The following is a 17,520-nucleotide window of genomic DNA, read 5'->3' as shown; positions in this document are numbered from 1 at the left end:
ATCCCTATACTGTAGATACAGTATAGGGATTAGAATTCTTATGCTGAATTTCAGATCAGCTTTTATTATTTCATCAAGAAACCACCGCCCAAGAGATCATTTCCTTCGTAGAATACGGCTGATTGTCCCGGTGCGATACCTTTCACATTGTGTACAAAGTCTATACGCACTTTATCGCCCTCTTGCGAGATGGTAGACAGAGCACCCGAATCTTTATAACGTACTTTTGAAATTGCCTCCATTGGCTGGTCAAGACCTGCATATTTGACAAAGTTCACATTGCGTACATAGGCATGTGATTTTTCAAGCTCATGCTCCTCACCCAATACCACCGTATTGCTTTCAGGAGAATTTCAATCACAAACATCGGTTTACCCAAAGCAATACCTAAACCTTTACGTTGGCCGATGGTAAAATACGGGTAACCAATATGTTTACCAACAACTGTTCCGTCTGAAAGGATAAAATTACCCGGACCGATCTGCTGATCTAATGTAGGTACTTTATGTCTCAAAAACGCACGGTAGTCATTGTCTGGCACAAAACAGATTTCGTAGCTTTCCGATTTATTGGCAAGCTCTTTCTGTCCCATGTCAAGCGCCATTTGACGGATTTCCTTTTTCGTGAACGATCCCAATGGAAACTGTGTACGAGCTAGATTTTCTTGCGATACACCCCATAGGACATAGGATTGATCCTTATTTTCATCTTTACCCTTTGATATGACATGACGGCCATTATCATGCATACGAATATTGGCGTAATGTCCCGTAGCGATAAATTCACAATCCAATTTATCAGCACGCTTCATCAGAGCCTCCCATTTGATGTGGGTATTACAAAGAACACATGGATTGGGTGTACGCCCTGCAATGTATTCCTCTACAAAATTATCAATTACAAAGTCTCCAAACTCATCGCGTATATCTAATATATAATGAGGGAAACCATAGTTTACGGCTAATGTACGAGCGTCATTGATACTGTCGAGGCTACAACATCCTGTCTCCTTAGACGAACCACCTGCGGATGCATAATCCCAAGTCTTCATCGTGATACCTATGACCTCATATCCTTGTTCGTGGAGCATGACAGAAGCAACGGAGCTATCGACCCCTCCACTCATTGCAACTAAAACTCTTCCTCTTTTACTCATCTCTATTTATTGAAATGCAAAGATACAGCTTATTCCTTTTTCTCTATGTTAGTTTCTTGTAATTTTATCTCGATCAAAATCAACACTTTCGAAAAAAAGAGAGCAAAAATAATCCACATAAAAATTTTAGAATTCAAATTATCACACTATATTTGCATCGCAATAGGGAACAAACCCATAGCAGAAAGCGGTGCCATAGCTCAGCTGGTAGAGCAAAGGACTGAAAATCCTTGTGTCCCTGGTTCGAACCCAGGTGGCACCACGCTTCAATCTGATGATCACAGATTTAAATAAAAGGTCAACTGGTGCCATAGCTCAGCTGGTAGAGCAAAGGACTGAAAATCCTTGTGTCCCTGGTTCGAACCCAGGTGGCACCACAAAAAAAGCCTGTTCATTTGAGCAGGCTTTTTTGTTTCTTATCCACAATACATTCGCAAAAGACTACAATCCCCCCCTGTAAAAAATCTGCTCCATAATGGTCTAATATCCGATTATAGGCTTCCGCTGCTGCACCATTGCCCCAATCGTAGATCGTAAACTCTCCTATACCCAGGCCTTTAGCGTTTGTCTCCCCACCATGACCATAGTTTTCCATCATAAAACCATAATCCTCTTTTCCAAAAAACGGCCAGGCTTCCTCCCATTGTGCTTTGGTATCCGGGTTTTCAGGACAATACATCATAATAAAGGAGGCCCGTAAAGCCGCCAAACCACGCTGAAGGTATTCCCTTTGCTTCAATTCCTTGCCATAGCGAATAATTAACTCAGCAAACAAACTCTGTCTGGCATCGTTCCATTCTCCATCTGCATTCATCACACCAAATCCGCCCAATGCTTTTATGGGAATGAAATGAGGTTGCCATGCGGCCTGTGTCATCAACAGTTCGTCCAAGGTACGCTGCCCAATCTTGAGGTATGGTTTCGCTTTAGTAGTTTGATAACATTCCAATAGCGCCTCCGCTGTCCAAAACATAGAAAAATTATTCTGCTTGTACATGTCGTTGCGCAATACCTTTTTCCCCACCCAATCTTCGGCACCGACACGGGAGCAAGACCAATAGGTTTCAAAATCTTCCCAGCGCCCATTGGGTATAATTTCCTTCATAATCGCTTGCATTGCTCGCAGAGCTGCTACTTTATACTCCTCTTTTTGCGTCATGCGATAAAGGGTCAATAAAAAGGTTACCGATAAGGCGCTTTCGGGTGAATCATTGAGGTGAGCAAGAGGCTTTAATGTTTCTACATCAAGCCAGCCCGGAAAAAATCCATCCGCTGATTGAACTTCTAGCAGAGACTTCGCATAATCTTCGGCATAAGCGAGCAAACGCGGGTCCTTTTCGAGCTCGTTGTACCAACGCAACATCAACAGCGCCGTCCAGCTCATATCCAACAGATGAAAAGGGGATTTACGGGCATCCCAGGTATAGGGATTTCGATTTGAATTTCCCCAATAATAGTGTTCCCAACCTTTACTCCGAGCGGATTTTTTATCGCCTTCCCCTGCAATAGTTTCTTCCATTTCAGTTCCGATCAGACCATAGAAAAATCCCTCCTTTTTGGGATAGGATAGTGCCAGTTCCTTGGTAAGATTCGCCTTATCCAAGAGCTCTTGGTCTCCTGTCCGCTTTGCAAAACGATATAGGCCACTGGCTGATCGTAAAGAACTAAACCAGGCCTGATTCCATATCGAACGGAACTCCCGTTCATTGGTTTTCCCAGGATAATTGGGGCTTTGTGTGGTATTGACGATAAAAGTTGGTGCGCCCACTTTTTTCCATTAATTTCAAACGACTGCCATACCTGCTTGACCCAGGATTGAAATGCCCAGTGATAGCTATGCCGCACATAGGTTTCCATATCTCCGGAGATTGGTTCCCCTTATCAAAAAGACCTGCGGCCCAATTTTCCAATAGAAAGCCAGCGGCCTACGAAAGGGATTATCTGCGACTTCCCGATCGTCAAAGGCAAGAACATAAAATGCAAATTCAAATTTACCACGCGTGTATATATTGCCAGATTTCCGTTTGAACAAAACATGTTCGCCGACTTGCGCCAGCGACCGCCCCAGTGTTAACTGGTTTTTCGTCGCATCCATATCCATATACCAATCTCTGGCTAAAGTGCTATTCAACAGATCTACATCGGGAATAATAACCAGCTGCTTCCGTTGATCGGTTAGCATCATCATGGGAGCCCTAAAGACATGCTGTGCAATAATATGGTTATCCGAGGGCGTCAAATGTGGTGCCCAATGAAATGTGGGCTGAAATGCCGGCAAAATTCTGATCCGCCAATCATCGCAGCGCACATCTTCGGGCAGATCTACCGAAACCCGCACCTTAACAACCTGAGGTGCAATTTTCTGATAGCTCAATTGAGGTAGTTGCCCCCTATACTATCAACTTTAATTGCTTTAATCAATGCATTTATTTTCCCTGGATCCCCATTCGCCCAGCACTGCTGGTATACACAACATAATGTCAACAGTATCGACAAACAGTAAGGAAATACGTTATTCTTGATCAATATCTTTATCATCACGCTTCGGTTTTGTTATAGGCATAAACTAATAGCCAGGATTTTGTGTATAATTCCCTTTCGCCCAGTTAATCTGAGGCTGAGGAATCGGAAAATATTCATCCCGACCTGCTGTAAAACGTCCTGCTCCCAGCCACTTAAACCTATTTTTTCTACCGAAAAATAGGCATTCATCGTTGGCTCCAATATTCCCCAGCGTTGCAGATCAAAAAAACGACGCCCCTCCGCAGCCAGTTCAAGACGGTTTTCCCATTGTAATGCCTTCCAGGCAAAAGCTTTATCCCAAGTACAATTGACACCGGGTTGATAGGTTGCAATTTTGTAATTAAGTACCGGAGAGCCATCTTTTTCACCAATCGTGCCGTGCTTTTAGCAGCCCGTTCGCGAATTTTGTTGATCAGTACCAATGATTCATTCCAACGGTCCAGCTGAATCAGCACCTCAGCTTTCCAAAGTAAAACCTCATCATAGCGAATCATTTTCTTGTTCATCGAATTAAATTGCCAACCATCGTATAGCAAACATTTACAATCTGGTTGTGGCAATTCCTTAATAGATTTCAAATAACCATATTCGGCACCATTTCGAATCCCTTTTGTTTCAAAAAGAAGATTCGGATTATATTTCAAGGTTGCCCTGGCGCAGCTACTGTATGGCTAAATCGCGGATCAAAGCTGTTCCCGCCAAAAATACAGCGTCCCCATCTGCGTAACTCCCATTATTGTATGTATCAAATAAAGGTAGACCATTTGTTCCGGTTTTAAATGCATTCGCCATGGTATAGCTGATCTGGTGAAATCCGCAACATTGAAAACCACCCCATTGGAAGGGGTGATTTAATCCCTCGCCCCGATTGATCTTACCTCCACTTGAACTTCCATCATCAATGGAATATTGAATCTCCCAAATAGATTCTTTTGTCTTGTTATCGAAATTTATATCAAAGTTTTCGGCAAAATCTGTCTGTAAACCAACCTTCCCCCTTCCTGATCGGTCAATTTGTTGAGATAAGTCAATGCTTCGCTCAACCTTTCTTTATTGATATTGACAACAGCATGTTTATCATTTTGTTCATAGGCCATAAATAACAGGGTGCGGGCAACCATCGCTGTCGCTGCATTTTTATCAACACGTCCTTTCTCGGGTTGCGTCGCTGGTAGCAACTGTTCAGCCTCTTTAAAATCAGCCAATATTCTGCCCCATAGATACTGGTCATTGGGCTGCTCTTTTTCTCTATTCGGGACTGCTTCAAAGTCTGCACTGGTACCCATTACCTTTTCGTCGATATAAGGTATATATTTCCAAAATTGCTTTAACCTAAAAAAAAGGTAAATGTCCGTATAAATATCACTTCACCAAGACGGGCGTTCTTTTGTGAAAATTCTTCCTCCTTGATCAGTTGCAACTTTTGTATCGCCGTATTGCAGCGTTGAATAATCTGGTAAGATACATACCAGGGATAGTCTAGGGGCCATCCATTGGGATTGACTCCGACAAAGATTTCCATATTATGCCAGCCATCACCATCCCATGTGCCGCCACCACCTTTATAGGAATCATCGGCACGCATGGAACCCGACCACCAGGGGGCAAAAGGTGAATCAAATGACGGAATATCGGTCATCCTGGCATAGGCAGCTGTCACAAAACCGTCCATATCCTCTGGCTTCACCAGAAAAGATTCATCCAGCACCTGTTTGGGGGCAATATCAAGGAATCAGTACAACTTACAGTAGTTAATAGGAAAAGCGCAAAGCATATTTTTATTTTAAACGTTTTCATAATAGGGAAGTTTAAAAGGTTACATTGATACCAAAAGTCAAAAACATAGGGGTGAGATAGCCATAGTCAGGCATCTCAGGGTCAAAACTGGTATATCGGTCTTTTCCCCAACCTTTTTGAATGTTAGAAGATTACGTCCAGAGACATAAAATCTTAAATTATTCATGGCTGCTTTCTTGGAAATCGCCTGCGGAAGTGTATACCCAAGTTCTATATTCCTCAATTTCAAATAAGATCCGTCTTCAACAGTATAACTTGATGGGCGTTGCTCCGCATTTAATGTAGAATTTGAGATGGCGGGAATATCGGAGTCTGTATGATCAAAATACCATCCGTCCAAAATACGTGTGGGGTGATTTTTGTGTGCTGGAACATTGATATTCCACAGGTCAGATTCCAATTTCCACAGGTTATTTACCTTATTGCCAAAGACACCCTGGAAGAAAATATTAAGGTCAAAATTGCGGTAACTAAAATCAAAGGTTATCCCACCGAAAAACTTAGGATCTTTGACGCCAATATAAGTCCGGTCATAAAACTCCTCGATTTTTCCATTGCCATCGATGTCTTTGTAACGTATCCGCCCACGGCCTTGCCGGGTTGCTCAGCATGATTATCGACTTCCTCCTGTGTCTTAAATATACCATCTGCTACCATGCCATACAAGATATTTGGCGTCCTTCCCAACACAAGGTCATTGACTCCATTTCCCGGGTATTTATTGATGACATCTTTAGGAAGACTAACGATTTTGGTCTTATAAGTTCCCAGATTTGCAGAGATGGTATACCGAAATGCATTTTGTGGATTGTTGTGATAACTAATATCCAATTCGATCCCGCGGTTATTCATACTTGCACCATTGATCCAAGGCTCCCCACCTTCACCCATGGCGGCAATGTATGGGGTCTGAACCAAGATATCTTTTGTTTTCTTAAAATAGTAACCAAAAGATCCACTCAGCCTGCTATCAAATAGACTAAAATCTAGGGCGACATCAGTTTGTGTTGTTGTTTCCCATTTGAGATTAGGATTGCCCAGCCAGGTCCGTCGATATCCTGAATACAATGGTCCGGTCTCATTCCCTTCGATCGGGTAAGATGTACCAAAATAATCTGTTGTGAATGGTGTTGAGGTATAACCTCTTGGCAGCCCCTGTACACTTCCATTAGCTCCCCATCCGCCACGCAGCTTAAGATCAGATATAAAAGTATACTTCTTCATAAATGGTTCGTTGCTGATCCGCCAACCAGCCGAAAATGCGGGAAACATAGCGAATTTATTGTTTGCACCAAAAAGTGAGGATCCATCCCGACGTAGAGTCGCTGACAGCAGGTATTTTTGGTTATAGACATAGTTGGCTTTGGCGAAATATGACAGGTATACATATTCGTCGGCCGTGCTTCCAAGTGAATATTTGGTTCCATTGGTTACACCAATATGTGCAAAGTCACGATCTTCCAGATATATTCCTTCCCGTCGGGCAGAGAAACCTTCCTCAACAAATCGTGTGTATTCAGTTCCCACTACCGCATCTAAGCTATGTTTGTCATTTTGTAGGCTGTAAGAAAGCGTATTTGTCCACACATAACTGAGGGGTGAGACTGGATATTCCCACATAATTCTCATCATCACTATTCCGCCCCCGTTTCCGACCATTTCTTTTCCACAATCCTTCGATAGGCATTTCCGTAATCGATACCAAATTGTGAGCGGGCGGAAATTCCTTTCCAGATATTTAAATCAACAAAGACATTACCGATCATCTTGACATAATTATTTACATTGTCTTTGTTATCGGTCAGTACACGCACAGGATTTGTGAAGTCGTCAAAACCTGCGGCACCAGCCCAGCCGCCGTGGATATCATATACTGGAACTGCGGGCGGATTGATCAGTGCCCACCGCATCTCGTTTGCATCACGGTATCTTAAATAAGAAACCGCAAAATTCTCCCCTACTTTTAGACGGTTATTGATTAAACTAATCTCATTGTTGGCCCGCAGTGAAAACTGCCTAAAGAAGGTATGGATCTGCGTTCCTTGGTTTTCAAAATAGCCCAATGAAAACATGCTCTTTGATTTTTCCGTCCCACTGGAAACAGATACCTGATGATTTGTCATCAGCGCTGGACGGAGGATTTCATCTAGCCAGTCGGTATCGGCACTTTTCACGGTTTTCTCGGCATTGAGATACTCAGCCGGTTTAACAGCATCCAGCACAGCGCGTCCTTCAGCATCCCTATGCCAGGTAAAATCGTACGTTTTGGGCAGCGTCAACGGCACACCATAGACCGCTTCATCGTAGGCATAGGCCCGAAAGGTCGCCCGCCCATACTCCTCGGCATTCATCAATCTGGGCTTGCGCACAATAGTGCTTACCCCGACGCTACCATTATAGTCCACTTTTGTCTGTCCAATTTTACCCTTTTTGTTTGAACAAGAATGACCCCACCGGAAGCCCGTGCACCATAGATACTTGCGGAGGCCGCATCTTTCAGCACCTGAATAGATTCAATATCTGCTGCATTGATATCCCGTAAATTGAGATTCTCGGTAGGCATACCATCCAAAACAATGAGCGGTTTAACGCCGCCGGAGAGTGACGATAAACCTCTGATCTGCACATTCACGCCTTCTGCCGGATTTCCACCATTGGTGGTGATGTGCACACCCGCTAATTTTCCTGAAGTGATTTCATGGCATTCGCTGAGGGGTTCCTAGCAATATCGCTCGCATTTGCGATAGCAACGGATCCTGTTAAATCGGCTTTCCGCTGCGTCATATAACCGACATAGACTTCGGCAAGCATATTGCTCTCATCCGTAAGGCTCACATTAATCAAATCGTTTTCACCCACCAAACGTTCTTCAGTCTTCTTCCCTGTATACGTGAAAACAAGTATACTTTCTTTGGAGTCAATCGGGATTTCATATTTTCCATTTGAGTTGGTGACAGTTCCGCCTGTTCTTCCTTTAACCCGCACATTGACACCTGCAAGTGTGGTATTCGTACCACTTTCCCGCACTTCGCCCCTGATGATCCTTTGCTGTAATACGGTCGGGGATTCTATAGCTTTTGCCTGCCAAAAAGTGTACAAAACAGAAAGGCTATACTGAGCCAGTGTGCTAAATTTAGGTAGCGTTTCATAGTCATTAATATTAGGTGTTATTAATCAGTTTATACTACGGCACAAAAATTTAATCGTTTAAGCTAAATATCGGTAATGATGCAGCAATTATATACTTAATACGTTCGATCACATAAAATCCTCTGCTCGGAAACTATTTTTTTATTAAAAACCCGTTACGCGGGAGGATTCGTTATTTCGCTGGCTATTATTTCGTCGGTTAATGCTTGATATGTTGAATGAATGCTTCGGGCGAAAGCGGTGTAATCCCAAAATAAAGGAATCTCCTGCCTTAAATGGTTCCTTCAATTCAAAATTTTCAATGGAGACACCTCCGGGTATGGGTTCTTTACTCGCCCAATAGGTGAATCTTCCGGTCAGCAGCCCATTAAGCTGCTCGCTTGGATTCTTTTTAATCCAGTATTGAGTCGCCGGTTTACCCCGGTACTTCCAATGTTGGTTAGTCCCAGCTGTATAAACGATTTTGAGATAATCTACTTCATCCGGTGCTGCAATAAAATAAACATACCCTTTTTGTCTCTGATCATACGCTGTTGCGGGAAATAGGCATGTGGTGTAAAATGGATGTCTTTGTAATCGGGCCATAGCTCCAGCGCCGATTCTTTTCCATCTTGCAAGAAAAGTGTCCTCAGCCTAGATTTATTGCCCATTGTCGCGGTTAGTATGAAATAATCCAGTTCTTGAGACCCTACACAGGTATAGGTCGCCAATTCAAATTCATAGGGTCTGGATGCAAAAAAACGAAGCCTAGCATAAACTTTTGCACCATTGTCAAAGGGTTCTGCAAATACATATACTGTTAGGGTCTCCTCGCCACTGTTTTGGGCAATGATTCCACGTGCCGGATATTCTCCATCCAGGGCGGATACCCCTGTCGGATGATCTGCACTCCAAAAATGCTTTCCCCGTTTTTCGGGATGGATACTACTCATTTCAAGTTCAGAAAATCCGCGGGCTTCTTTACCCTTGGGAATAGGCTCAAAGGCAATAAAATTCATGACTTCCGGAAACCCATAATTTAAATAAGGGGTATAAATCCGGATCAGCCCTCTTGGTCCCGGTAAAGGATCTAATCCAATCCTTATACCATTTACATGTCCCCAAACCGGCATCGCCGGCTTCCCTGAACAGGTTGTACCCAAGTCCCCATTGTATCCGGTCGTGCCAACTGCTGCCAGGGCATAGCACTTCCCTGGCCATATAAAAGGTCTGCGACCAACAAGAGTAAAGGGTAATAGCCGTTTCATTTTTATTTTTGACAAGACTTTCGTGCAACGATTTCCACATCCAACATAACCTTCTGTTCGCTGGATGCTTTCCCACGTAATTGTTCAAGCAATATCTTCACTGCTTCTTTCCCGATCATGGACAACGGTTGTTTGACATAACTTATTGGGCAATAAAACAGATCATAGGCTTCGCTCTCATCAAAGCAAAAAACTGCTAAATCATCTGGAACAGTAATATTCAGTTCGTTGATAATCTTTAACCCCATAATAGATAGGGTATTTGTTGAAAAGAGAATAGCGTCTACACCCCGATCCGGCTGCAACAGTTCGATAAATTGCTCCCTAAAATAAGCCGCATTATTAAACTCTACCTCACATATCAAGTTGCTGTCCTCAGCATTCCCATGATCTAGTAACGCTTGCAGGTAACCGCTATAACGATCCTCTGTATGCTGTAGCTGGTTTTTATAACATACATAGGCAACCTTAGTATGCCCCTGGTTCAGCAGCAGCTGGGTAGCCTGATAAGTTGCATTAAAATTATCGATAACCACATAACTGGTTTCCAAACCCTTAAAATAACGGTCAATGAGTACGAAAGGAATATTGGCTTTTTCAAATACTCCAATTGCGAAGCCGTACCCTCTGCTGGTGCTATAATAAAACCGTCTATCTGCCGATTGATAAATGTATCAATCAAGCGTTGCGAGTTTTCGAGATTCTCATCAGAACTTCCAAACAGCACACTATAACCATGTTTTTTAGCTTCATCTTCTATCGCACGAGCGAGATTCCCAAAAAAGGATTGGAAATATCAGCTACCAATAATCCAATCGCCTGCGACTTACCGCTTTTTAAGCTTTTCGCAATTTGATTGGGTTGGTAGTTCATCTCTTTCGCCATTTCCCGTATACGTTTTGCCGTGTCTTTATTTACCCTTGTCTGTTCGTCTTTATCATTCAATACATAAGACACCAACGCAGTAGAAACACCTACCGCTTCTGCTATATCCTTCAGTGAGATCTTCTTGCTCATATTTTTTTATACTAAATCGTGTGGATACCGTAATCGTGTTAATTCCAATGTACTTTAATAAACTGCATTGCTTTAACGATGTGGTCACTTATTGTTGATGGTGAAATATGCAATAATTCGCTTACTTCTTCATAACTCCTTCGCTCAAATTTACACAGTTCAAACACCTGCCTTCTTCGCGGGGGTAATTTATTGATAATTCCTTCTAATTTAGAAAATTTGTCCTCATGGAATATACATTCCTCATCAATTTGATCCACCACATTGATAAAATCACGATAGATTAGGGTAAAACCTTGCTCCCGTTTTTGCCTACGGTAATGATCCATAATTAAATTTCGGCCAATCTGAAACAGATAGCTTTTCAATGATTTTTCGGTCTTGATCGTATCCCGCAATTGCCAGGTTTTCAAAAAAACATCTTGAAGAATATCTTCCGCTGTCTCTTGAAAATTGAGCAGAAACATAAACTTTTTATACAAAGTCCCCTGATAGGTTGTATAGACCAGATTAAAAGTATCATGATCTAAAACACCTTGTAGCCCGCCCCTATGGGCTTGTTTTTGCGTTATCGTTTCCATCCTAAAAACATTAAGTCAGTGCTTTGTTATCACGATCGTTTTGCACGGCGCCATAACGCAAATACTGTGCGTACCGACGATCAAAATGCGTCCTATATTCTGGTCTAGGCTGTACAATTTCCTTATCTCCCTTTCCCATACGGGCTGCCGCTTCTTCTATCGTGTCATAACTGTTGCTAACCACAGCAGCAAACATACAAGCGCCCAATGCGCAGACCTGTTCTGTAGCTGCGATGTGTATGGGTCGATTTAATATATCAGCCATCATCTGCATGGCGAAGGGAGATTTACTAGCGATCCCGCCGATCGCATTGATACCTTCCACCCTTACCCCTTCGCTTTCAATACGCTCCATAATCGCCCGTGAACCAAAGCAAGTTGCCTCAACCAAAGCGCTAAAAATTGCTGGTGCCGTTGTTCCTAAAGAGAGCCCGCCGATCAGACCTTTCAGTGTCGGCGCCGCATCTGGTGTCCGTCGACCATTAAACCAGTCTAAAGCAAAAGGATCGTCGATATGCATTGGTAACTGCGCAGCTGCACGATTGAGTTCCTTTAACAGTTCTGTTTCCAAATGTTCATAAACGGCACTGAAATCGGCCGAAGAATTTAATTTTGCTGGCCAGAGGAGCAAATCCTTAAACCAAGAAAATACATCGCCAAAGGCAGACTGTCCTGCTTCAAGTCCTACCATCCCCGGAATAATGGAGTCTTCGACCTGACCACATATACCTTCCACAAATACGCCTTCCATCTCCGGTTTGGGCACAACCATCATATCGCATGTCGATGTACCTATAACTTTGCTGATGTAGTAAGGCTTTATTTCTCCGCCTACAGCGCCTACGTGCGCATCGATGGATCCAATACCGACTTGCACATCGGTAGAAAGCCCTAGTCGCTCAGCCCATTCCGCGCAAAGGTATCCAGCAGATTCAGTAGTCGTATATACCCTATCACCAAATCGTTCGGCATAGGGACCTAATATCGGATCGATCGCATTAAAAACGCTGCATCGGGTAAACCGCCAAAAGCGGGTGACCAAAGTGCCTTATGTCCTGCCGCACATACATTCCGCTTCATCTGATTTGCATCATTGCCACCTGTCAACAAAAAGGCATCCAGTCACTGTGTTCTACCCAGGTATAACAAGCTTCACTGACGGCTGGATCGACACGAAGTACATGTAATAATTTTGCCCAGTACCATTCCGAAGAATAGATTCCACCGACATATCGCAAGTAACCCCGATGATCTTTTTTTCCGACTGCATTGATTTCTGCCGCTTCATGGATCGCTGTATGATCCTTCCAAAGCACAAACATTGCATTGGGATTCTCCTCAAAAGTATCAAGAAGAGCCAGGGCCGTCCCCTGGTCATCAACAGCCACGGGTGTCGATCCCGTCATTGCCATAGATAAGGCGCCGATGCTTTGTCTGACTTCCGGATCCACCGTTTGTAGACAGTTTTTAACTGCTGACGTCAATCCTTCTATATAATCCAATGGGTGTTGACGAAATTGACTGTTGCCAGCATCACAGTATAAGCCTTTATGCCAACGTTCATATAAACAAACCGATGAAGAAAGGATCTTTCCGGTGATTGTATCCATCAGCATAGCCCTGACAGAGTCCGTACCAAAATCCACTCCAATAACATATTTATTCTTACTCATATTTATGTTCTCCTTATTAATGGGACGCGCCCACAGTGATACGTTCCGTTTTAAGTTTACGCTTGATCCAAAATCCGTAAAACGCAATAAACAAATAACATAGTAATGGTATAAAAAAACCAACAGCCATCTTAGAATGATCTGAAATCAATCCCATAATAGGTGGACAGAAGGCTCCCCTGCAACAGCCATCACCAAGAAAGAAGAAGCTTTCTTCGTCAATGTACCTAGATCTTGAATCCCTAGGGCGAAGATTGTAGGAAACATAATGGACATAAAAAAATATGTCGTAAACAGGCTGAAAACCGAAAGCCATCCGATATCAGCAATGACAACCGTGACCAACACACTATTGGCTATCGCGTACCACATCAATAATTTACGTGGGCTCACAAACCGCATAAAATATGCTCCTGTAAGACGACCGATCCAGAAGGCTCCCATCCCACCGATAGCGAGCAGGATCGAAGCCGCCTGTTCATTATTTTTGGCATAAAAAACTCGCCAAAATAACCTAAGTGTACCATGATATTGCTGATAGGTGTTTGCAGATCATGAACAGCATCTATGACATAATTGATAAAAAAGGAATTCGTGCCTGTCTGCGCGGCGACATATAAGAATTGTGCCGCAACAGCCAATATAAAAGCTGGATATTGCAATAGCTTTCGTAATGGCGGGTTTTCCTCCCCATCTGTATCGGGTTCTTCTTTGACTTCAGGCAATTTGATGACCATAAAAATAAGCAGAACCACCACTACGATACTACCGATCATCATATAGGGCGTCACTAAAGAATCAAACTTATCATGTTCACCCGTTGACTCCATTCCAAAACGAAAAGCCCGCCGATAAGTGGTCCTAATATCCACCCAAGTCCATTGAAAGATTGAGAAATATTAATTCGTCGGGCAGCTCCTACCTTGTCCCCCAATACAGTAGAATAGGGATTAGCAGCGGTCTCTAAAAAAGTGAGTCCACAGGCCAGCACAAACAAAGCGATCAGGAAAGGAATAAAAGCGCCTAATGCTGCAGCAGGATAAAACATAAACGCACCTATAGCAAAAATAGCTAAACCAAGGATAATACCTCTTTGATAGCCATAGCGTTTAATGAATAATCCTGCAGGAGGGCCATGGCCAAGTATCCAATATAAAGGGAAAATTGCACAAAGCCGGATTGCGCTTTGCTGACATGCAAAAGATCCTGAAAATGCTTATCCAGAACATCTAAGAAACCGTGGGCAAAACCCCAAAGGAGAAATAGGCTGCAAATAAAAATGAACGGCACAAGATAATTGACTCCTTGCTCATTGACAAAAAGGATCTTTTCTTTTTCTTGGGGATGTCGTGTTCATGGTGATAAAAATTATATTGAAGCCTAAATCTTAGTTATACAGGGGTCCATATACCTGACATGCTCTATAGTCGCTGCCCTCGCTGTCCATTCCAAAAGCTCCCCATGCCGATGGCCGAAAGATTGCCTCCTGCGCAACATTATGCATATTGACCGGAATGCGTAACATCGCTGCCAACGTGATCAGATCTGCGCCGATATGCCCATAACTAATGGCGCCATGATTGGAACCCCAATTGGCCATAACGGCATATACACTAGAAAATTAGTTTCTCCAGTCAAGCGTGGTACAAACCAGGTGGTTGGCCAGATTTTATCTGTGCGTTCATCAATATACGATGGACATCTTCTGGTAGATCGATTGTCCATCCTTCAGCAATTTGCAAAACTGGCCCTACCCCTTTATGAGATTGAGTCGGCACATGGTTACGGGCATTCCCCCTCAGTGACAAACTTGGACGAAAAACCACCACCCCGCATATAATCTCGATTGGAGGGGTAAAATGTCGTGGCCCTGAGGCAGGCATCCACTTCTTTATCCGAAATTTCCCAATGTGGTTTCATACAGGCTTGTCCCCAAGGCGCTGTTTCCCGTACCATCAAGAGTCGCCGATCCGGAATTAATCAAGTGCAGAAATCCATCCGCAGCCCTTCCTCCGGCTTCCAACCGGATACACGCGCCACAGCCTCAGGACTCCAATAAGTCCGTACATCAGCAAAGATCTGCGCAGTATTGGTCAATAGATAATTAAACAGCATGGAAACCCCATTCAAGGCATCGTTTTCAGTAGCCACCAAATAAGGTGCACGTATGCCATTCCAATCAAATGACGAATTCAATAGTGCTTCGGAAAAATCACCATCCGGTAAGAAATCTGTCCATTGCCGTTGCCCCTGAAATCCAGCCAAGAGCGCATGGTGGCCTTGTGCCTCTTCTCCAAAGCCTTGATCGACAAGTCTTGGATTACCGATCATGAGATCACGCATAATCATCGTCATCTTGACAACAAACTCCCAATCCTGATCTTTCTCTTCGCGGCTTTTGATATTCTTTGGTTGATTAAAGTCTTCACCCTCCTGACAATGGTCACGCGTCCACTTTAATGCTAATTTAAACTCCTCCGGATCAAAAATATGCTGTTGTATCCGGCGTAGGATTTCTGAGGAATCCACATACTCATTACGCATACCCAGGTAACTTTGGAAAAAGTCAGCATCAACGATAGACCCCGCTATTCCCATCGAAACCGAACCGATAGCCAAATAAGATTTGCCCCGCATAATTGCCACAGCTAATCCTGCTCTCGCAAAAGCCAGTAACTTCTCACGCACGTCTTCCGGTATATGCTGATCGCCCATGTCCTGTACATCCTTACCGTAGATCCCAAAGGCTGGTAAGCCCTTTTGATTATGAGCGGCCAAGGTGGCTGCCAAGTATACTGCCCCGGGTCGTTCGGTACCATTAAAACCCCAAATTGCTTTGGGCAACAATGGGTTCATATCCATTGTTTCAGAACCATAACACCAACAGGGTGTGACAGAAAGCGATACACCGACATTCTCCCGCTCAAACTTATCGGCACAGTCTGCGGCTTCTTTTACACCTCCAATACAGGTATCCGCGACAACGCAGACCACCGGTGTTCCATCTGGATATTTCAATTCCGCGTTAAACAAAGCCACAACAGCCTTAGCCATATTCATTGTTGTTTCTTCCAAAGATTCACGAATACCGCCCAGGCGACCATCGATAATAGGGCGAATACCAATTTTAGGATATGTTTTCATATTTGTTACTTTTTAGGTTGACCAAAAATTGTTGAAACACGGGCTAGGGAGGTTCCTAGCACCTTCTCAGCAATTGTATTCAGCTCAGTTTTGTCCCCAGTAAAATGGAAGACACTATGATTGTGTACAATCTGTTCATTGGGTGGAATAAAAGCCGCCGGAGAAACACTTTCAATTTCATAAAAGGCCCCATTTGCGTACCGTCCGCTAACGGGCCGTCGTTATATGCATTCATTGCATCACCTAGGAAAGGATCTTTTTTGTCGTCCATTCCTGGTTTAAGTAAGTAGCATTGTTAGCTACGTCAAAAAGGGTAATCGTAAGCACACCTTCATCAACAGCATAACTTCCGGCGATAGGCTTGGCGCGATGAGGTGGTATACCGAGTTTGCCTCTTGACAAACCATCAGCCTTAAAGTATAAAACGCCTTTTTCCATTGCAATCCGATCAGATTGAATCTCACCAAAGTAGTCTGTTGTGGCCACTTTACCTTCAGCCCCTTCTTTATAGGGGATTAAAATCACGGTTTCCGGAGTCGGTGTAAACATATCTAAATTCCATATACAGGGCGCTCCGGTCTTTTTATCCCAGGTAAAATCACCTGTATTTCGCAAGCTATTGGTTGTTTTAAACCCAACAGATTTCACCTTATCCCCTAATACAATGGAAAGCATACCTTCGATCTCCTTGCGTTCCAATATCTCGACCTGACGGTTAACGTTTATTTTGAACTGCGTCCCGGCATAGTTTTGTAGTTCCATATCCTTGGCAAGTCGCACACTTTTCGTGGAGGATGAAACCAAAGACCAACTTTCGGTGTCAATTGCTGCTGGGGTGCGCCAATGATCAAAAACCATCTCCTTTTTCGGTGCAAAAACAAGGAAAAAGGCCCACCTTCTGGCCCCAGCCATAGCCGATCTTCACCGCCATAAGCATTCATATGTGGATCAACAGCCTGATCAAAAGCTTTGTAGTTGATCCAGCCGAAACTCTTCCCTTCCTGACCTTCTGCGGTAGAAGTAAACACTTTGCCTTGGTATTTGGGCGAAACAATAAGCTTCGCTTCACCTCCAGAAGCTGAAAGGACAATCAGTTGTTGATCCCATTTTTGCAGAAAAGTGAGATCAGCCGCGAAATTAGGCGCAGCTTTCTGCGTGTGCCCTGGTACTTTATTATTACCCTGACAGGCTGAGAACAATACGGAGAATATTATCATAGCTTTGAATAGTTT

23 protein-coding genes, 2 tRNA genes and 3 pseudogenes are annotated in these 17,520 nt (G+C 43.5%); 2 read left to right on the top strand and 26 right to left on the bottom strand.

Going from position 1 to position 17,520, the window contains the following annotated elements:
• Window positions 1-65: 65 nt before the first annotated feature.
• Window positions 66-1,156, bottom strand: a pseudogene (gene mnmA / locus KUH03_RS29045) (tRNA 2-thiouridine(34) synthase MnmA).
• A 189-nt stretch (window positions 1,157-1,345) separates the two neighbouring features.
• Here mnmA and KUH03_RS29040 point away from each other — a divergent pair.
• Window positions 1,346-1,418 (top strand) — tRNA-Phe (locus tag KUH03_RS29040).
• 42 nt (window positions 1,419-1,460) lie between these two features.
• Window positions 1,461-1,533, top strand: a tRNA-Phe gene (locus tag KUH03_RS29035).
• A gap of 14 nt (window positions 1,534-1,547) precedes the next feature.
• Here KUH03_RS29035 and KUH03_RS29030 read toward each other — a convergent pair.
• The 25 genes and pseudogenes from KUH03_RS29030 to KUH03_RS49295 all read right to left on the bottom strand — a co-directional run bounded on the left by KUH03_RS29030 (window position 1,548) and on the right by KUH03_RS49295 (window position 17,505).
• A complete protein-coding gene (locus KUH03_RS29030; RefSeq protein ID WP_257087878.1) occupies window positions 1,548-2,924 on the bottom strand; it encodes a hypothetical protein in 1,377 nt (458 codons plus the stop codon).
• A 66-nt stretch (window positions 2,925-2,990) separates the two neighbouring features.
• The gene (locus KUH03_RS29025) at window positions 2,991-3,530 is read right to left on the bottom strand and encodes a hypothetical protein (protein ID WP_257087877.1); all 540 of its coding nucleotides are present in this window, start codon (window positions 3,528-3,530) and stop codon (window positions 2,991-2,993) included.
• 179 nt (window positions 3,531-3,709) lie between these two features.
• A complete protein-coding gene (locus KUH03_RS29020) occupies window positions 3,710-3,928 on the bottom strand; it encodes a hypothetical protein (protein WP_373564850.1) in 219 nt (72 codons plus the stop codon).
• Window positions 3,865-4,323, bottom strand: a complete 459-nt coding sequence (locus KUH03_RS49305) for a RagB/SusD family nutrient uptake outer membrane protein (protein WP_373564507.1) — start codon at window positions 4,321-4,323, stop codon at window positions 3,865-3,867. Before KUH03_RS49305 ends, KUH03_RS29020 begins: the two co-directional genes overlap by 64 nt.
• Window positions 4,324-4,339: 16 nt before the next feature.
• On the bottom strand, window positions 4,340-4,471 hold the full coding sequence (locus KUH03_RS29010) for a hypothetical protein (protein WP_257087876.1): 132 nt from the start codon (window positions 4,469-4,471) through the stop codon (window positions 4,340-4,342).
• A 158-nt stretch (window positions 4,472-4,629) separates the two neighbouring features.
• Window positions 4,630-4,965: a hypothetical protein gene (locus tag KUH03_RS29005; protein ID WP_257087875.1), complete on the bottom strand. Its 336-nt coding sequence runs from the start codon at window positions 4,963-4,965 to the stop codon at window positions 4,630-4,632.
• A 41-nt stretch (window positions 4,966-5,006) separates the two neighbouring features.
• Window positions 5,007-5,387, bottom strand: coding sequence for a hypothetical protein (locus KUH03_RS29000; protein ID WP_257087874.1), 381 nt, complete (start codon window positions 5,385-5,387; stop codon window positions 5,007-5,009).
• A 126-nt stretch (window positions 5,388-5,513) separates the two neighbouring features.
• The gene (locus KUH03_RS28995; protein WP_257087873.1) at window positions 5,514-5,876 is read right to left on the bottom strand and encodes a TonB-dependent receptor; all 363 of its coding nucleotides are present in this window, start codon (window positions 5,874-5,876) and stop codon (window positions 5,514-5,516) included.
• Window positions 5,877-5,959: 83 nt separating this feature from the next.
• Window positions 5,960-7,135: a TonB-dependent receptor domain-containing protein gene (locus KUH03_RS28990; protein WP_257087872.1), complete on the bottom strand. Its 1,176-nt coding sequence runs from the start codon at window positions 7,133-7,135 to the stop codon at window positions 5,960-5,962.
• Complete coding sequence (locus KUH03_RS28985; protein WP_257087871.1) at window positions 7,111-7,881, bottom strand: hypothetical protein; 771 nt, start codon at window positions 7,879-7,881, stop codon at window positions 7,111-7,113. Before KUH03_RS28985 ends, KUH03_RS28990 begins: the two co-directional genes overlap by 25 nt.
• The gene (locus KUH03_RS28980; protein WP_257087870.1) at window positions 7,854-8,147 is read right to left on the bottom strand and encodes a TonB-dependent receptor plug domain-containing protein; all 294 of its coding nucleotides are present in this window, start codon (window positions 8,145-8,147) and stop codon (window positions 7,854-7,856) included. The genes KUH03_RS28985 and KUH03_RS28980 overlap by 28 nt, the downstream gene beginning before the upstream one ends.
• A gap of 5 nt (window positions 8,148-8,152) precedes the next feature.
• Window positions 8,153-8,503, bottom strand: a complete 351-nt coding sequence (locus KUH03_RS28975) for a carboxypeptidase-like regulatory domain-containing protein (RefSeq protein WP_257087869.1) — start codon at window positions 8,501-8,503, stop codon at window positions 8,153-8,155.
• 596 nt (window positions 8,504-9,099) lie between these two features.
• Entirely contained in the window at window positions 9,100-9,873 is a 774-nt protein-coding gene (locus KUH03_RS28970) for a hypothetical protein (protein ID WP_257087868.1), read from the bottom strand.
• A 2-nt stretch (window positions 9,874-9,875) separates the two neighbouring features.
• The gene (locus KUH03_RS28965; RefSeq protein WP_257087867.1) at window positions 9,876-10,424 is read right to left on the bottom strand and encodes a substrate-binding domain-containing protein; all 549 of its coding nucleotides are present in this window, start codon (window positions 10,422-10,424) and stop codon (window positions 9,876-9,878) included.
• A complete protein-coding gene (locus KUH03_RS49300; RefSeq protein WP_373564849.1) occupies window positions 10,358-10,633 on the bottom strand; it encodes a hypothetical protein in 276 nt (91 codons plus the stop codon). The genes KUH03_RS28965 and KUH03_RS49300 overlap by 67 nt, the downstream gene beginning before the upstream one ends.
• A complete protein-coding gene (locus KUH03_RS28960; RefSeq protein WP_257087866.1) occupies window positions 10,630-10,890 on the bottom strand; it encodes a LacI family DNA-binding transcriptional regulator in 261 nt (86 codons plus the stop codon). The genes KUH03_RS49300 and KUH03_RS28960 overlap by 4 nt, the downstream gene beginning before the upstream one ends.
• Before the next feature lie 38 nt (window positions 10,891-10,928).
• Window positions 10,929-11,471, bottom strand: a complete 543-nt coding sequence (locus KUH03_RS28955; protein WP_120259104.1) for an RNA polymerase sigma factor — start codon at window positions 11,469-11,471, stop codon at window positions 10,929-10,931.
• 10 nt (window positions 11,472-11,481) lie between these two features.
• Window positions 11,482-12,513, bottom strand: coding sequence for an FGGY-family carbohydrate kinase (locus KUH03_RS28950; RefSeq protein ID WP_257087865.1), 1,032 nt, complete (start codon window positions 12,511-12,513; stop codon window positions 11,482-11,484).
• A 61-nt stretch (window positions 12,514-12,574) separates the two neighbouring features.
• Window positions 12,575-13,144: a hypothetical protein gene (locus KUH03_RS28945; protein WP_257087864.1), complete on the bottom strand. Its 570-nt coding sequence runs from the start codon at window positions 13,142-13,144 to the stop codon at window positions 12,575-12,577.
• A gap of 147 nt (window positions 13,145-13,291) precedes the next feature.
• Window positions 13,292-13,546, bottom strand: coding sequence for a hypothetical protein (locus tag KUH03_RS28940; RefSeq protein WP_257087863.1), 255 nt, complete (start codon window positions 13,544-13,546; stop codon window positions 13,292-13,294).
• A complete protein-coding gene (locus KUH03_RS28935; RefSeq protein WP_257087862.1) occupies window positions 13,534-13,974 on the bottom strand; it encodes a hypothetical protein in 441 nt (146 codons plus the stop codon). Before KUH03_RS28935 ends, KUH03_RS28940 begins: the two co-directional genes overlap by 13 nt.
• Window positions 13,935-14,228, bottom strand: a complete 294-nt coding sequence (locus KUH03_RS28930) for a hypothetical protein (RefSeq protein ID WP_257097419.1) — start codon at window positions 14,226-14,228, stop codon at window positions 13,935-13,937. The genes KUH03_RS28935 and KUH03_RS28930 overlap by 40 nt, the downstream gene beginning before the upstream one ends.
• On the bottom strand, window positions 14,216-14,434 hold the full coding sequence (locus tag KUH03_RS28925; RefSeq protein ID WP_257087861.1) for a hypothetical protein: 219 nt from the start codon (window positions 14,432-14,434) through the stop codon (window positions 14,216-14,218). The genes KUH03_RS28930 and KUH03_RS28925 overlap by 13 nt, the downstream gene beginning before the upstream one ends.
• Window positions 14,435-14,531: 97 nt before the next feature.
• Window positions 14,532-16,288, bottom strand: a pseudogene (locus KUH03_RS28910) (L-fucose isomerase).
• Window positions 16,289-16,293: 5 nt separating this feature from the next.
• Window positions 16,294-17,505 (bottom strand): annotated as a pseudogene (locus KUH03_RS49295) (DUF6786 family protein).
• Between the last annotated feature and the right edge of the window lie 15 nt (window positions 17,506-17,520).

The sequence above is a fragment of the Sphingobacterium sp. E70 genome, from assembly GCF_019285695.1.
GTDB lineage: Bacteria > Bacteroidota > Bacteroidia > Sphingobacteriales > Sphingobacteriaceae > Sphingobacterium > Sphingobacterium detergens.
Note: the sequence above shows the minus strand (reverse complement) of the source record. Positions and strands in the feature narration are given on the sequence as shown.

Coding starts and splice junctions, on each gene's coding strand:
- KUH03_RS28970 (WP_257087868.1), bottom strand. CDS start 9,873: ATGAAACGGCTATTACCCTTTACTCTTGTTGGTCGCAGACCTTTTATA.
- KUH03_RS28945 (WP_257087864.1), bottom strand. CDS start 13,144: ATGAGTAAGAATAAATATGTTATTGGAGTGGATTTTGGTACGGACTCT.
- KUH03_RS29010 (WP_257087876.1), bottom strand. CDS start 4,471: ATGGCGAATGCATTTAAAACCGGAACAAATGGTCTACCTTTATTTGAT.
- KUH03_RS28935 (WP_257087862.1), bottom strand. CDS start 13,974: ATGGAGTCAACGGGTGAACATGATAAGTTTGATTCTTTAGTGACGCCC.
- KUH03_RS28960 (WP_257087866.1), bottom strand. CDS start 10,890: ATGAGCAAGAAGATCTCACTGAAGGATATAGCAGAAGCGGTAGGTGTT.
- KUH03_RS28990 (WP_257087872.1), bottom strand. CDS start 7,135: ATGGTCGGAAACGGGGGCGGAATAGTGATGATGAGAATTATGTGGGAA.
- KUH03_RS28955 (WP_120259104.1), bottom strand. CDS start 11,471: ATGGAAACGATAACGCAAAAACAAGCCCATAGGGGCGGGCTACAAGGT.
- KUH03_RS29005 (WP_257087875.1), bottom strand. CDS start 4,965: ATGGGTACCAGTGCAGACTTTGAAGCAGTCCCGAATAGAGAAAAAGAG.
- KUH03_RS28940 (WP_257087863.1), bottom strand. CDS start 13,546: ATGCGGTTTGTGAGCCCACGTAAATTATTGATGTGGTACGCGATAGCC.